This window comes from Spirosoma oryzicola, from assembly GCF_021233055.1.
Classification (GTDB): domain Bacteria; phylum Bacteroidota; class Bacteroidia; order Cytophagales; family Spirosomataceae; genus Spirosoma; species Spirosoma oryzicola.
In genome coordinates this window covers 5,272,291-5,286,696 of the sequence record NZ_CP089538.1, presented here as the reverse complement: position 1 = coordinate 5,286,696, position 14,406 = coordinate 5,272,291, and the positions used below count along the sequence as shown (strand labels likewise).

Sequence of the window (14,406 nt, the reverse complement as noted above, 5' to 3'; positions counted from 1 at the left end):
TGCACGTTTCAATCTGTTAGCTCAGGCGTTGCCGTCAGTCGTTGCCAGATGCTATCTTTTAGTTCATCTAACCCCTGCTGGGTAACTGCTGATATAAACGTTACGGGTAATTTCTTCGGTAATGTCTCTTTAATTCGTGTTAATTCGTCCTGCTCAACCAGATCTATTTTCGAGATTGCCAGTAGACGATCTTTGTCCATCAATTCTGGATTATACTCGCGTAGTTCGTTCAACAGCGTGTTGTATTCCTGTCGAATGTCGGGACTGTTGGCGGGTATTACAAACAAGAGCACCGAATTTCGCTCAATATGCCGCAGGAAGCGAAGACCGAGTCCTTTGCCTTGTGAAGCTCCTTCGATAATGCCCGGAATATCCGCCATAACAAATGACTTATAATCCCTATAAGCTACGACCCCTAGATTGGGTACAAGGGTTGTAAACGGATAATCAGCAATTTCGGGACGCGCAGCTGACACAACTGACAGGAGCGTCGATTTACCGGCGTTAGGGAAACCGACCAGACCAACATCGGCGAGTAGTTTTAACTCAAGTACAACCCATTCTTCTAGGCCAGGTTCACCCGGCTGCGCGTAATAGGGTGCCTGTTGCGTTGAGTTTTTAAAGTGGTCATTACCTAAACCACCCCTGCCGCCAGGAAATAGAATGATCTCCTGTCCATCTTCGGTAATCTCGGCAAGCTGCTCGCTCGTGTCTGGATTGCGGGCGATGGTACCAAGTGGAACTTCCAGGATTACATCCTGACCCTGTGCTCCACTACGTCTACCACCTTCACCCGCTGTTCCATTCTCTGCCTTGATGTGCTTGCGGTATTTCAAGTGAAGTAACGTCCACAACTGAGCGTTACCTTTTAAAATAATATGACCTCCTCGTCCACCGTCGCCACCATCTGGTCCGCCTTTAGGAACGTGTTTTTCACGTCGGAAGTGAACCGATCCCGCTCCGCCTGCGCCCGAACGACAATTTATTTTTACGTAATCTATGAAATTGGATGAAGCCATATTGTATTGTACTACTGCTAGCGTCTGAAGGCAACGAAATTCGCTTCGTTAACCGACGGCCTGCTCAATTTTACTACAAATCAGATTGAAAATGGTATCAATATCACCAATACCATCAATAGCTGCAAATTTTCCCTGGCTGTTATAATAGTCAGCAACAGGCGTTGTTTTTTCGTTGTATTCCTTTACGCGCCGACGGATCAATTCTTCATTCTGATCATCAGGTCGACCGGAGGTTTCTCCTCTTAATAGCAGACGGCGGGTGAGTTCTTCATCATCTACGACCAACGCCACCATTGTAGTGATCTGTGTATCGTACTGACCCAGCAGTTTGTCTAACGCTTCAGCTTGTGGTACTGTCCGGGGAAAGCCGTCAAAGATAAATCCTGCTGCGGACTGATTTTCCTGTAATTTACTTTCGATCATTCCAATGACTACGTCATCAGGAACCAGCAAACCCTGATCCATTAGTTGCTTTGCTTTCAGACCCAGCTCGGTACCAGCAGCAATTTGAGAGCGTAACAGGTCGCCGGTCGATAAGTGGACAAGGTTATAGGTATTGATCAGTTTTTCACTTTGGGTCCCTTTGCCAGCACCAGGCGGGCCAAACAGTACAAGGTTAAGCATACAGCTCTGATTAAGTATTCGTCTGGGCAAAAAATTGCGCCCGCAAAGTTACGATTCCCCTTCTAAAATAATAGATGCACTCGTAATGAGTAACAGGATTTTATCAACTGGAAACTAAATAAAAAAGGGCAGACCAATCGTCTGCCCTTTTTTATTTACTGCATGCGAACCGGATTATTTTCCAGCCGTGCTTTTGCGCGCCGGTGCCTTAGTTGCTGGTCTGCCCGCTGGGGAAGCTGCTTTTGGCTCTTCCAAAGCTTTTTTCACATCAGGATCATTTGGATTTATTTCCAATACCTTATTGAAATACTCTTTCGCCTTGGCGTCGTCTTTCTTCGCAATATTGAAACCTGCCAGCGTTTTGTAAGCTGTTACCAGATATCTTGAGTAATCCGTTTTGTCGGATGCATCCTTCGGCGTAGTAGCCTGCTCGATGAACTTCTCAAAATAGGGTGTAGCTGAGCTACTAGCTTTCTCTGGTTCTTTAGCGTAAGCATAGTAATTCGACATAGCACGGTAGTAGTAAGCCAACGGATATGTCTTACCATCTGCTTCGATACGCTGGGCCATCTGGCCGAAAGCTGAATCTGCCTTCATGTAATACTGCTGTTTCACCTGACGGATCTGAGCTGTATCCATTGGAGCCGCTGAACTGTCACGACCTACACGAGGAGCGTATTGATAGCTCGACAGGCCAAGCCACAGGAAATCGTTGTTTTGTGGCTTTTTATCGCGCTGAATCGTCTTCGTGTAGTAATCGCTAGCTTTGTCGAAACGCTTCGAATCGTAGTACTTCTTAGCAATTTCACGATATAAGTTATCCGTCGTATCCTGAGAAGCTGCCTTTTCCAAGTTTGCGATGCCTAATGAATCACCCTCTGGAGTACCTAACTGTCCGTACGCACGTCCTAGATACTTATAGTCATCAGACATTACTTTCTGAGGTGACGACGTAATAAAGCGGTTCAGCGCTTCTACAGCTTCGTTGTTTTTGCCCGTAGCCGTGTATGCCCAACCGTACATGCGGTCAATGATTGGGTTGTTTACTTTCCCTTTCAGTTGATCCAAGTAAGCTGTAGCACCCTGATAATCTTCAGCCAAGAACTTATAACGAGCTACGTCAAGTAACTGCTCTGGATCCGTTGTTCCGCTTTTCTGAACGTACAGTTCGTAGTTCTGAGCAGCTGATTTGTACGCCCGAGAGTTAGCAAGTGCATCTGCGTACGCACGGTAAGTAGGTGCAAACTCAGGATCGTTTTGAATCGCTAGCTTGAAGTACTCTTGTGCTTTCGTGTAGTTTTTACCACGCAGGTAAAGCCGACCAATTTTATAGTTCGCTTCGGCCAGATTCGGACTGATTGCTAATGCATTCTCATATTTCGAAATAGCATTACCACCGTCGTTTTTCAAGAAGTATGCATCACCGAGAGTCATTTCAATCTCTGGGTTCTCGTTCTTCTTGTCTTTTTCGTCAGCAATGGTCAGAAGGCGAATCGCTTCTGCTGGATCGTTTGTTTCTTCCAGCGTATACATTTCGCCAGCCCGGAGCAGTACGTTCTGGTCCTTGCTTTTCGTTGCCGAAACAGCGTTGTCGATTAATGTTTTAGCCGTCGCACGATCTTTCTTTGCCAGAGCAACACCAGCTAAACCAATGTTATTTAATTGGTCTTTCTTATCAGCGGCTGCACCCTTTTCAAAGGCTGCTTTAGCTTGATCAATTTGTCCGCTTCTTAGATAATAATAGCCTAGATAAAATTGATTCTCTGCTGATGGTGAGCTGGTTGCTAGCTGAGTAAGCGTTTGTCCCGCTTTATTAAACCGCTCAGCCTCCACGTCTTTCAATGCCGTTTGAACATCCTGCGCCATAAGTGGAGCAGCTAGGGACGTTCCTACGAACAGGATGGTCAACAGCGATTTTCTCTGGTTGTTCATCATGTATTACAGGTTGGAAAATGGAAAAAAGGTTTTATGACTAGTTAACAATTAGCAAAACTAAAAAATTGCGGGCAAACCCAAAAATTGCTTATTTTCTTAGATTTACTTCCCGATTATACGGTACGGATGGCCACAGACCTAATTTATAAATAATAAGCGAACCAGCATCCCGAATAACGTAATTGACCAAGCCTCCCGCCAGACCAGGATGGGCTTCCCGGCTCAGTGCGTATACAGGGCGACGCAGTGGATATCGTTGCATACCTAAGTCTTCCTGAAATGGCTGAAAGTAATCAGCCCGTTCCGTCGGATTCGTTTTCGGTGAGATACCTACTACCCGTAAGTCTTTCGACAGCTCTGCAGTAAGTGGCTCATCACCGTCGCTAATCCAGTTCACGCCGATAAAACCTAAGGCAGACGGATTCTGCCGTACGAAGTCAATAACCTCGCGGTTCGATTTAGCGGTAAAAATCCGCAGACCCGTTACGTTCTTGATCTCAAACTTATGCAATACAAACTCTAAATTGCTGGAATTGTTATTGTCAAAAACGAGCGTGATCGGACCTGACTGGTTACCACCCTTTAACTGCGACCACTGCTTTATTTTACCCGTAAATACCTGCTTCAATTCATCCATTGTCATCAGGCTGTCCGTATTAGTCTGATTGATGATGAGTGCGACACCGTCAGTAGCCAGTTTTGTACTCGCTCCAACGATCTTACGCTGGTTTAAAACGGCCTTTTCGTTCGCTGTCAATAACCGGGTCGTGAATGCCATTCGGGCACTATCCTTCAGCATCAGATTGATAGCTTCCTGCTCTGGCTTGTAAATCACTTTGAAGTGAGCGTCGGGATAAATACCCGAATAAGCAGATGTCAACTGCGTAACCAATGGGCGAAACGATTCGTCGGCTGCTATCACAATAGTGCCGCGAGCCGGATTATCCAGCGGTGGCTTACCATCGCAGCTTCCCAGCAAAGCTGCGATCAGTAAAAGCCCGAAAATCTTTAGTTTAGTCATTGCCTCGCAGACCTTGGTAAGCTCGATAAGCCCGAAAACTTCCATAAAGTAAAAGGAGTGCTGCTAACCCGTACCGAATGAACCCTCCTTCAGGTAACAGTCCAAAAGACTGAGAGGAGGCAATCAGTGCGATGCCTCCTCCCAAGTATGCCATCGAAGCTAATACTGATATATACAGCGTTACCTTGGATGGACCTCGATTTTGTCCGCGCATAGATTACTTATTCCAGCGTGAAGTTGATCGGTAGGTTGTATTTTACACGAACCGGACGACCTGACTGTTTGCCTGGGCGCCACTTTGGCATACCTTGTACTACGCGCTTCGCTTCTTCATCGGTACCGAAACCTAAGCCTTTCAAGATTTGAACGTCCTGAATACTACCATCGGTATTAACAACGAAACTTACGAATACCCGTCCTGAAACGTTAGCCCGCTGAGCAGCTGCTGGATAGCGAAGGTTTTTTCCCAGGTATTGTCCCAGTGCAGCCATACCACCCGTGAATTCAGGTTGTTGCTCTACCACAGTGAAGATTTCCTCTTCTTTCGGAGCGGCTTCAACAGCCACCTCAACTTTAGTAGGAGCAGCCGTTGCTTCAGGAGCAGCGATTACTTCCTCTGCGTTGGGGTCCCCTTCCTGCGTTTTTTCAGCGGCTACAGCTTCCTTCAGTTCTTCAACTGCCGGTGGCGGTGTTTCCTCGGGTACTTCCTCATCCGGTTTTACTTCCGGTGGAAGGAATTTCACCGTGTTCACCTTCGGCATTTCGACCGGTGGTGGTGGTGGCGGTGGCGGCTCGTTCGGGTCAATTGGCGGTGGTGGAAGCTTCATTAAGTCCACTTCAACCATTGCCTGTTCTTCTGGCTCCGGAGTCAAAGCTGTTATGATGGTAGGTGTTAATACACCGAGTGTAAACAGAATACCACCAATGATCAGGGCACGTGTAACGGTCCTTGGATAAGTCTTCCGCAGTTCGTAAGCACCATACGCTTTGTTCCGATTGGCAAACACGATATCATCGAGTGTTGCCTGGGATTCTAATTCTGCCATGGTGTTATACGTCGATTTTTACTTTGTCCTTGAGCATCTTTTTCTCATCCGGCGTCAGCTGATCTACCAGCGCGTACCGTTTCGTTTTCGTAATGGCCATTTCATCCAGTACGTCAACCATGTTTTTGTAGGTCGACAACTTGGTTGGTTTGATAACCACAACAAATTTGTCAGCAGCTACTTTCCGTGCGTTTTCTTGGATAGCCTGCCGGAAATCGTAGCCGTAACTAACGGTCTTTACTTCGGGATCTTCATTGGCCGCTTTACCGAAAATGTAATGGGCCTTGTTATCTTTCCCCAAGAAGATCGTCATTACGTTGGACGCCTTGATAGGCTCCGTCTCTTCTGTTTTGGTTTTGTCCGGTACGTTGAGCGTCATCGAAGATGGCTTGCTCAAGGTGGTGGCCAAGATGAAGAAAGTGATTAGAAGGAAGCCTAAGTCTACCATCGGGGTCATATCTACCCGTGTCGATGCTTTCTTGGACCGTACCTTACCACCATCATGCTTACCACCACCACCACCGGTGTTAATTTCTGCCATGGGTTTGTCTGGTTTTAGTTTTTCGTTAAGTGATCTCTTTAGAAATCCATTTATCAAAAAACTATGACTACATTAGTCTGCTTTCCAACCTGCCGGAGGAGCTTCCGTTCCTGTGATCAGGTTGAATTTGTTGATATTCTGCGCTTGTAGCGTAGCTAACACGTTCTTAAACTCTGGGAACTTAGCGAGGTTATCACCTTTCAGAGCAATACGAAGTCCGTTGTTAGCCTTACGGGCATTGAATACCCAATCTTTTAATTCGTTGGTCGGAGCTGCTCCTGTTGAATCCGTAGGAATACCAGGCTGTTTTACTTTTGCCTGTTGCTCCTTAGGAAGGTTCAGATACGATTTCAACTGATTGATGGGCATACCAAAGTTTGACATCAAAGAAAACTCGTTTTTTTCCTTAGGGGAGAACGTGATTCCTTTCGCAGCCGCAATGTTGTCCAGCATTTCGAGCCGGTGCTGCTGGTTGTCAATACCGAAGTATACTTTTCCATCACGTCCAAGACCAATGGTCATAATGTCGCTATCAGGAACTTTGATGCCGGAAATCGACGAAGGGGTTTCGATAGCTGCTGCGTCCTGTGAGCGGAATTGTGCCGTCAAGATAAAGAACGTCAGCAACAGAAACGCCACATCAGTCATCGCCGTCATGTCCACCGAAGAACTGGCACGTTTGATTTTAACTGCTGGCATGAGTTGTTTTGTTTCTACCTGCCCGACGTTGGCCGGGCAGGTGGTTAAGTATACTGTCTCGACTAGTAGTGAGCAGCAAAGTTTTGCTGGATGCTCAGACCGATTTCGTCGATGTTGTAAGTCAGCACGTCAATCCGGCTGGTAAAGTAGCTATACATGATCGTAGCGATAGCAGCCGTACCAATGCCAAGAGCTGTGTTTACAAGGGCCTCAGAGATACCCGTTGACAGAGCGCCTGTATCAGGCTGACCGGTAGCACCCATAGCTGCGAAAGCACGGATCATACCAAGTACCGTTCCAAGCAGAGCGATCAGCGTCGAAACCGAAGCCAGCGTAGCGATGATCGTCAGGTTTTTCTCAAGCATTGGCAGTTCAAGCGTAGTAGCTTCTTCCACTTCCTTTTGCAGAGCTACCAATTTTTGTTCTTTGTCCAACTGAGTGTCAACGGCTAATTGCTGGTATTTCAGCAGCGCAGTTTTAACAACGTTACCGATCGAACCTTTTTGTTTGTCGCACGCTTGGATAGCCGCTGCTACATCATTACGGTCGAGGGAAGCTTTTACTTTTTGAACGAAGTCATCAATTGAACCTGAACCGTTTGCGCGACCGATGGTGATAAAACGCTCAATAGAGAACACCAATACGGTCAAGAAACAGGTAAATAGAATCGGTACGATAAAACCGCCTTTGTACACGGTGCCGAAATAGTCGCCGGGTAGTGGTTCTTTCGTGTTGTCACCTTCCTGGAAGTGGCTGCCATCACCAAAGACGAACATGTACGTCAGAATACCAATCAGCAGCAGAACTGGAATTACGAGTGCGGGGTTCAAGCCACCTGACTTCTTTTTTGGTGCCGCTGCTTTGGCTGGTGCTGGAGAAGGAGTTTGTGTTTTCATTGGAACTGGACTGTAGGGTTAAATTTGAAAGTTGGTTTGCCCGGTAAAAAAAGCAAAAAATTTAGACTCTTTTGGTTTGTTCAGTTAAAAATTTGAGTGAAACCCGTCGAAACCTCTACAAAACTATAGTTTTTCCGATGAATACAACGCAAACGTATTAGCCAAATTTTATTTGCTTATGACATTACATCAACAATTACTTAAAACTAGTAGGCAAGGTAATCTCCATAACTGATTGATGTATATACCGATAAAACCTTGTTTTTCAAGCGTCCAACATTTCCTGAAGCCACAAACTGCCAAACTGGCGAAAGGCGGTGCTTTATTCATAAAATAATTGTTAAGGTTATTTCTCTAGCTACTGGTCACTGCCAAATTCTATCTACTAGATGCAGGAGCTGGCCAAATTGCATAACTCAACAAAAATTTTTTGTTCGCTTGAAATCGAATTAATCGGCTTTGTCGTATATCTGACAAATTTGGCAAAAAGTTTATTATAATTTGTTTGTCCAGGATAGTTATTCAAAATAAATCTTGGATGAGTTCAATAAAAAGGACACTTTGTCGTGAAAACAGTTATAGTTAAAAAATAGTGTCGCTATGATGTACTGTTATTACTTTCGATCAACAACGGTACTTACTACGATGTGTGTTACAACTGGCAGTTTTCTACACCAGTTTATCACGTTCTCGCGGGGTTGGATCGTGTCGGAATGGCTTTCTTTCTCTTACTTGCTAGCTATTGTAGCATTCATTGGTGGTATGCTGACTGCTCATGCTTTGCTGTCGCTTTGGCGAGGAACATCATTTGTGACAGACCTAGTGGATTATGAGCCCGATCCCTTCTTGATGAACTAAATACGCCTTATGAAAAGAAAAAACGCTCTATCAGCGTTTTTTTTATTGAACAAGCAGCATATCGCAACCCTTAGGCATAAGGTATGAGTAGTTCACTAGTAGCTTATGTCTAAGTCCTGTTTAAACCAGTTTCTTTGAAAAATGCGCTAGAACTCAGCAGTCTATACGTAGTAAGTAACAGCTACTAGTATCAGGTAAAAAGTCAAGCAAATCCAGAAAAGGCGGATGGAAAACAGATAGTTGTGATCAACACGGTGCTTCGTATCAGAATCGTGAGTAAGGTTGTAGCCTTTACTTACCTGGGGCAGATTATTGGAAGTGTACCTGCTGGCAAAGGCCGCCTGGTCAACTATCATATACTCGTCGACCTATGAAATAAATCAGCATCTGTGCTTCTGGTTACACAGCATTCTATTTGCTAGTTAACGTATTTAGGAAGAGCCGAGCGACTCTTGTTTCGACTCGATTCAGGTTTGCGAAGGATAAGAAAATAAGACGGATGTAGGGCCACAATCAGCGTTGAATAAGACGAAATAGTCATCCGTAAAAATTGATTAAGGGTTAGGAAGGAAGGAAGGTGTGGATAGAAGTGTGTCCCGTTATAAAGCACAGGAAGAATGAACGCACAATCCAGATGATTACGACGAAAAGTCAGCGTTACCAAGCCGATAGGGAGCGGTTGGATTCTATGACTGCCGACAGAAATATCTAGAACATACAGCCAAACTCCGCAGTACAAAACTAGGGATGATCTAGGTTATTTAGCTGGTTCAAAGTTCAGGATATGTCAGCTACTGAACTCTACCGAATCAGACAAAAACTCTACCCAAAACGCCAGAATAGCACTTTCTACATAACAAAGATTTACGCATCTGAAATTTTTTATACAAAATATGTCCAGTGGTCATCTTTTGTGCTGACACGTTTCCTGACACCGAAACAGGCTGTTGGTGAAAGTCCCGTTTTATTAGGTCGTCTTGGATAAACCTTTTCGGGTTGAGGGCGCAAAACCATACTGCTCTTTGTAAGCCCGGCCAAAAGAGGATAAGCTTCCAAAACCGACTGCATAAGCGGCCTGCGTTGGCTGGATACCTTGTTCTAATAATTCGTTGCCACGTCGAAGGCGATACGTGCGGATTACTTCACGCGTAGTAAGACCCAATATACCTTTCATTTTGCGGTTCAATGTACGGCTGCTCATGGCTAGGGCATCGGCTAGTTGATCTACTTCGAAATCGGATTGATCAAGGTGTTGCTCCAGTAAGTCATACACATTCTTTAGGAAGTCTGGCAGTTCGGTAATTTCCTGGTCAGGAAGGGTTGCGGTATCCGACAGATTTGGGATGGTCGAGCCAGCAAAGGTTCGTTGCCAGTAAGCCTGTTGGGACGATTTACGCTGAAGAAGATTTTGTAGGCGCAACAACAACTCCATTGGCAGAAACGGTTTTGTCAGGTAGTCATCAGCCCCGGTCTGAAGACCAATCAGACGGTCTTCGACAGTAGCTTTAGCCGTAAGCATCACTAGTGGAATGTGATCCGTACGAGAATCAGCTCGTAGCGCACGGCACAAATCCAGGCCATCGAGTCGAGGCATCTTCAGGTCGGTGATAATCAGTTCGGGCATCGAGTCAAGGGCCATTTCTAACCCTTGTTGGCCATCAACAGCTTCGAGTAAAGTGTACTGCGAGGCTAAAGTCATTCGGATGTAGGTTCGTAAATCGTCATTATCTTCAACCAATAGCAATAAGGGCTTCTCTGTCAACGGCTCTGATTCATCAGCAAATAGATCAGCGGTACTTGGCAAATCAGCATCGGTTATCATTCGATCGATCTGCTCAAAATCTGAACGTTTGGGTGAAGGAGTGGGGAAAATATCTTTATGCTGTATCGACTGGTCTGCCACCGTCTGAATAGGGAGCGATAGCACAAAAGTTGTCCCTTCGCCAAGCTGACTGTGTACTTCGATACTACCCTCCAAGAGCTGCACCAGCTCATAAGCAAGCGCCAATCCGACCCCGGAGCCTATTTTCTCCCGATTCGTATTGGCCTCCTGGTAAAAACGATCAAATACGTGGGGTAACACCTCAGGGGAAATTCCTACGCCTGTGTCGCGCACGTCAATCAGTACCGAGGTAGCGGAATAAAAAGCTTTTACAACGACTAAGCCGCCCTTTGGTGTAAACTTAATCGCATTACTAAGAAGGTTTGTTACAATCTTCTCCACTTTGTCGGCATCGTATGAAGCTAGGCGGCTGGTCTCATTTTGGTGTAGCGTCAACGCAACCGACTGGCTTTGCGCCTGAGCGTCGAACAAGGCTACCCACCCAGATAGATCAGCGGCAAAATCGCCTACTGTGGGTGAATTCTGCATTTGATCCGCATCAAGTTTAGCTAAATCGAGCAGTTGGTTGGTCAGTGTCTGAAGCCGCTCCGCATTGCGTAACATCAACGCGTATAGTTCATTATGGGGAAAGCGATTGTATAGGATTTGTAACGGTCCCAGAAGTAGCATAATGGGTGTCCGTAATTCATGAGAAACGTTCGTAGAAAAATCCGTTTTAAGCTTATCAAGGACCTGAATATTCTCACGATGGGCTTGTTCGAGGCTTAAGCTGTTAGCAGTTCGGATGCGGTCACGAGTCGATTGCCAAAGCATCGCGACGATAAAAAAAGGCTCTGCGGCAGAACTCAGGAACATTAAAAATTTAAGCGATTCTTCACTGATAGATCCGGTGAAAAAACCTGCGTTCCGTCCGTAAAAATAAGTGTAAACGGGTAATAACAGTAACAAAGCTAGTACGTTCCAGATGGCGGGCCGGACACCTCGTACATACAGCGCTACCAATAAGGCCAGGGTAAATCCCAGCATAACAGCCATTGCTGCTATAAGTGTCCAGGTTATGTATGCATGCCGTACAAAAAAACTCACGATCGAATACAAAAAGCCTAAGCCGCCAAAGCCTTTGTATAACCACACTAGGGAGGGCAGAATTTTGGGTAGATGACAGGCCTGAACAACATAGTAAGCTAAAGCCGGCAGCAAAAAGCCCACGGTGACAAAGTTGCTCGTGTGAGCCCAGTAAGTTGAGTGGGGAAATAAATAGCCTGAGTAGCCGCTTCCGAATAATACGCTTATACAAACGGCTAATCCCCATAGGGCATAGGAACGTAGCACCACGAATGGGTACATGAACAATAGTAGAGCAAGCAGAAACAGCGTGAGCATGAACACAAGCGTAAACACGATGTATCGGTCCATGTCAGGCAAACGATCCGTGAGAAACGTAGACTGACTCCAAGCCTGCCATTGATAGCTATGATGTTGTGTCGATAAAATTCGAGCGTAGAATGTTTGCGGAGCCGTTCCTGATACCGTTACGTAAATTGTGGGACAGCGGGTTTTAGGAAGCCGTGCCGCAAACGGAATCATATCACCCGAATGCTGCACAATCCACTTATTGGCCGAGTCGGGTTGGTATAGCGTCAAGCTGTCAACGTAAAAATTCGTTAGCTCCAAGGCGTACTTTTCGGATGTTTTGACGGCTTGCTGAAGCGTAAATCGACACCAGACGGGATGGGTAGTGAAGCCCAAAATCAGGGCAGGATCAATGGCGACCTGCCATCGAATCTTAGGATTGGTTAACTGTCCGATGGTAAGCGCGTCAGTGGTATCAGTCAGGTACTCGACAGTCAACGTTCTAGGTTCCGATGAAAGGGGAGTGGGCAACTGATTCAAAACTGGGTTTGCGCCCGCCTTTAGAAATGGCAATAAGCAGACGAGAAGGACGCTTAATTTTCTAGAAAAGGTACGCCCTAGTAAGCCCGCTGGATTAATCGACTGATAGAGGATTCTCCCTGATAACTGTTGACACCAATTAATATGGACAAAAAGTAAAATTGATTCAAATAAAATCGTTCTGGTTAAATGAGTGGTTTTAGCAGAAAGCAATCGATGACGTTCAAATGAACAGAGCGTGTTCTTATTCGATCTCCACTTAGAAAAAGAAATTACTTTTAGTAACGAATATCCGATCAGCACAGCCAGTTTTCACATAGTAAGGTTTGTAAAAATAACAGGTATTTTTTTACTTTTCTTGCTGAATTTGTCAATATAGGTATTCTTGCGACGACCTATGCATCTCATATATGACAGGTTTAATAGGAGGAGTGATATAATAGATTAATACGGAAATAAGTAGTAGCTGCGACGGTATGATGTACTTATTCCGTCAAGAATGCGTAATTCTGTTAATCGGTCAACGACTCTAATAGGCTGACAATATTGAAGCTTACCAAATCCGAAAAAGAAAGTGAGCTATCTGATTGACCAAGCGCAACCTAGTGAACGGGTTCCTATGCACTTGTTGCTGTTAGCCGATGAGAATCAGCAGCTTGTTGAGGCTTATCTGCCGCTCAGCCAGGTTTATCTACTTAAAGATCTGGATCAGGTTGTGGGCATCTGCCTGTTGCAAATTCAGCAGTCGACGGGTGAAATTATGAATATCGCTGTTGAGCCAGCCCACCAAGGGAAAGGATTCGGTAAGGCCTTACTAGCTCATGTAACGGATGCTGCCCGCCAGCAAGGGTTAGAAAGGTTAGTGATTAAAACAGGCAATTCGAGCATTGGGCAAATGGCACTATACCAGCAGCACGGGTTCGATTTGATTCATGTGAATTACGACTATTTCACAAGGAATTACCCCAATCCTATTTGGGAAAATAGGATTCGGTGCAAGCACCAATTAATTTTTGAGTTAAGTCTATAGCATACGCTAAGCCAGTATTTATTTCTAATACAAGTTAGTACTAGTACGATTCATAGTCGAATCGTAAGGTTTCTACCAACTTATCACTATACGTATACCGCACGGTTGGCAAGTTCGCTTCGTTATACTCGTAGCGGTAGGTAAGCCCGCCAATTGTTCGAACGTTGTTAGGGCTAAGCGTGTGCAGGTTTAGAAAGTAATCGTTGATCCCTCCGTAGTACTTTGGAATCACGTATAGACCATAAAACGGATTGATTTTGTCGTCAAATGTCAAACTGTATTGGTCAGTTTGCTTGTAGGGTACCGATCCCTGATAACCTGAGTTGGTATTTGTGGTAGAGGTGACGTTACTACCTGTATAGGAAAATTCGTAGCTAAGGGTGAACGCAGTTTGCTGTCCTTGCTGATAGATCACTTTCTTTAATTCGAGAACCTGACCAGACGCGTTGTAACGAGGATAAGCGATTATTGCCAATGTATTGGCGTTGTTTAACACCGACAAGTCAATAGCCCGCTGGCCGGGCAGAGCGAAGTTGCTGTAAGCGTAGCGAATCTCACTGAGCTGCCCCGTCGAAGTGTAGCTGTACTGATGCCGGTAAGTCATAGGGCCGAAAATGCTGTTGGGCCGGGCAATCTGTTGATATTGATGCTGTATTAGTCGGTTCTGAACATCGTACTGATAGCTACTCTTCTCAATCCAGGTAACCGTGCTGTCAGGCGATTCGTAGGAAAGTAAAGAACTCAAGCGACCTTGGGCGTCGTAGGTGAAAGCCGTAATCTTCCTGGCATTGTTGGGCATATCCTGCGACAAGGATTTGATGCGAACCCGATTGGCTGGTGTGGAGGTAGAGGCCGGAGGACCCGGAGTTACCGCTGGCGAATCGGCGGGCTGGCAAGCGTCAAGTATCAGGAACAATAAGCCAAAAAAGAATACGGTAAGTAAAGAGAAACGTTGCATACAGGTGCGGATTGCCAGGAGAGTAAGGATTCTTGATCGC

12 protein-coding genes are annotated in these 14,406 nt (G+C 45.5%); 2 read left to right on the top strand and 10 right to left on the bottom strand.

The window, feature by feature from the left end; genetic code table 11:
- Positions 1-8: 8 nt before the first annotated feature.
- The 8 genes from obgE to LQ777_RS22235 all read right to left on the bottom strand — a co-directional run bounded on the left by obgE (position 9) and on the right by LQ777_RS22235 (position 7,784).
- Entirely contained in the window at positions 9-1,019 is a 1,011-nt protein-coding gene (gene obgE, locus LQ777_RS22270) for a GTPase ObgE (protein WP_232560139.1), read from the bottom strand.
- Positions 1,020-1,067: 48 nt separating this feature from the next.
- Entirely contained in the window at positions 1,068-1,646 is a 579-nt protein-coding gene (locus tag LQ777_RS22265) for an adenylate kinase (RefSeq protein WP_232560138.1), read from the bottom strand.
- A 174-nt stretch (positions 1,647-1,820) separates the two neighbouring features.
- Positions 1,821-3,581 carry a tetratricopeptide repeat protein gene (locus LQ777_RS22260; RefSeq protein WP_232560137.1) on the bottom strand — a complete coding sequence of 587 codons (1,761 nt, stop codon included), beginning with the start codon at positions 3,579-3,581 and terminating at the stop codon, positions 1,821-1,823.
- Positions 3,582-3,669: 88 nt separating this feature from the next.
- Positions 3,670-4,647 (bottom strand): PstS family phosphate ABC transporter substrate-binding protein, encoded by a 978-nt coding sequence (locus tag LQ777_RS22255; protein ID WP_425276914.1) that lies wholly within the window; start codon positions 4,645-4,647, stop codon positions 3,670-3,672.
- Positions 4,648-4,823: 176 nt separating this feature from the next.
- A complete protein-coding gene (locus LQ777_RS22250) occupies positions 4,824-5,648 on the bottom strand; it encodes an energy transducer TonB (RefSeq protein ID WP_232560136.1) in 825 nt (274 codons plus the stop codon).
- Between the two features lie 4 nt (positions 5,649-5,652).
- Positions 5,653-6,189, bottom strand: a complete 537-nt coding sequence (locus LQ777_RS22245; RefSeq protein ID WP_232560135.1) for an ExbD/TolR family protein — start codon at positions 6,187-6,189, stop codon at positions 5,653-5,655.
- A 72-nt stretch (positions 6,190-6,261) separates the two neighbouring features.
- Positions 6,262-6,888, bottom strand: coding sequence for an ExbD/TolR family protein (locus LQ777_RS22240; RefSeq protein ID WP_232560134.1), 627 nt, complete (start codon positions 6,886-6,888; stop codon positions 6,262-6,264).
- A gap of 62 nt (positions 6,889-6,950) precedes the next feature.
- A complete protein-coding gene (locus LQ777_RS22235) occupies positions 6,951-7,784 on the bottom strand; it encodes a MotA/TolQ/ExbB proton channel family protein (protein ID WP_232560133.1) in 834 nt (277 codons plus the stop codon).
- A gap of 645 nt (positions 7,785-8,429) precedes the next feature.
- On the opposite strand from LQ777_RS22235, the gene LQ777_RS22230 reads away from it, so the two are divergent.
- Positions 8,430-8,642, top strand: a complete 213-nt coding sequence (locus LQ777_RS22230) for a hypothetical protein (RefSeq protein ID WP_232560132.1) — start codon at positions 8,430-8,432, stop codon at positions 8,640-8,642.
- 967 nt (positions 8,643-9,609) lie between these two features.
- Here LQ777_RS22230 and LQ777_RS22225 read toward each other — a convergent pair.
- Positions 9,610-12,336 (bottom strand): ATP-binding protein, encoded by a 2,727-nt coding sequence (locus LQ777_RS22225; RefSeq protein ID WP_232560131.1) that lies wholly within the window; start codon positions 12,334-12,336, stop codon positions 9,610-9,612.
- A 616-nt stretch (positions 12,337-12,952) separates the two neighbouring features.
- Here LQ777_RS22225 and LQ777_RS22220 point away from each other — a divergent pair.
- Entirely contained in the window at positions 12,953-13,408 is a 456-nt protein-coding gene (locus LQ777_RS22220) for a GNAT family N-acetyltransferase (RefSeq protein ID WP_232560130.1), read from the top strand.
- A gap of 40 nt (positions 13,409-13,448) precedes the next feature.
- Here the strand turns inward: LQ777_RS22220 and LQ777_RS22215 are convergent, their stop codons facing one another.
- Positions 13,449-14,366: a hypothetical protein gene (locus LQ777_RS22215; protein ID WP_232560129.1), complete on the bottom strand. Its 918-nt coding sequence runs from the start codon at positions 14,364-14,366 to the stop codon at positions 13,449-13,451.
- Between the last annotated feature and the right edge of the window lie 40 nt (positions 14,367-14,406).

Excerpts from the sequence above, each read along its gene's own strand:
- LQ777_RS22245 (WP_232560135.1), bottom strand. The coding sequence starts at position 6,189 with ATGGCAGAAATTAACACCGGTGGTGGTGGTGGTAAGCATGATGGTGGT.
- LQ777_RS22265 (WP_232560138.1), bottom strand. The coding sequence starts at position 1,646 with ATGCTTAACCTTGTACTGTTTGGCCCGCCTGGTGCTGGCAAAGGGACC.
- obgE (WP_232560139.1), bottom strand. The coding sequence starts at position 1,019 with ATGGCTTCATCCAATTTCATAGATTACGTAAAAATAAATTGTCGTTCG.
- LQ777_RS22250 (WP_232560136.1), bottom strand. The coding sequence starts at position 5,648 with ATGGCAGAATTAGAATCCCAGGCAACACTCGATGATATCGTGTTTGCC.
- LQ777_RS22240 (WP_232560134.1), bottom strand. The coding sequence starts at position 6,888 with ATGCCAGCAGTTAAAATCAAACGTGCCAGTTCTTCGGTGGACATGACG.
- LQ777_RS22235 (WP_232560133.1), bottom strand. The coding sequence starts at position 7,784 with ATGAAAACACAAACTCCTTCTCCAGCACCAGCCAAAGCAGCGGCACCA.
- LQ777_RS22215 (WP_232560129.1), bottom strand. The coding sequence starts at position 14,366 with ATGCAACGTTTCTCTTTACTTACCGTATTCTTTTTTGGCTTATTGTTC.
- LQ777_RS22260 (WP_232560137.1), bottom strand. The coding sequence starts at position 3,581 with ATGATGAACAACCAGAGAAAATCGCTGTTGACCATCCTGTTCGTAGGA.
- LQ777_RS22230 (WP_232560132.1), top strand. The coding sequence starts at position 8,430 with ATGTGTGTTACAACTGGCAGTTTTCTACACCAGTTTATCACGTTCTCG.
- LQ777_RS22255 (WP_425276914.1), bottom strand. The coding sequence starts at position 4,647 with ATGGAAGTTTTCGGGCTTATCGAGCTTACCAAGGTCTGCGAGGCAATG.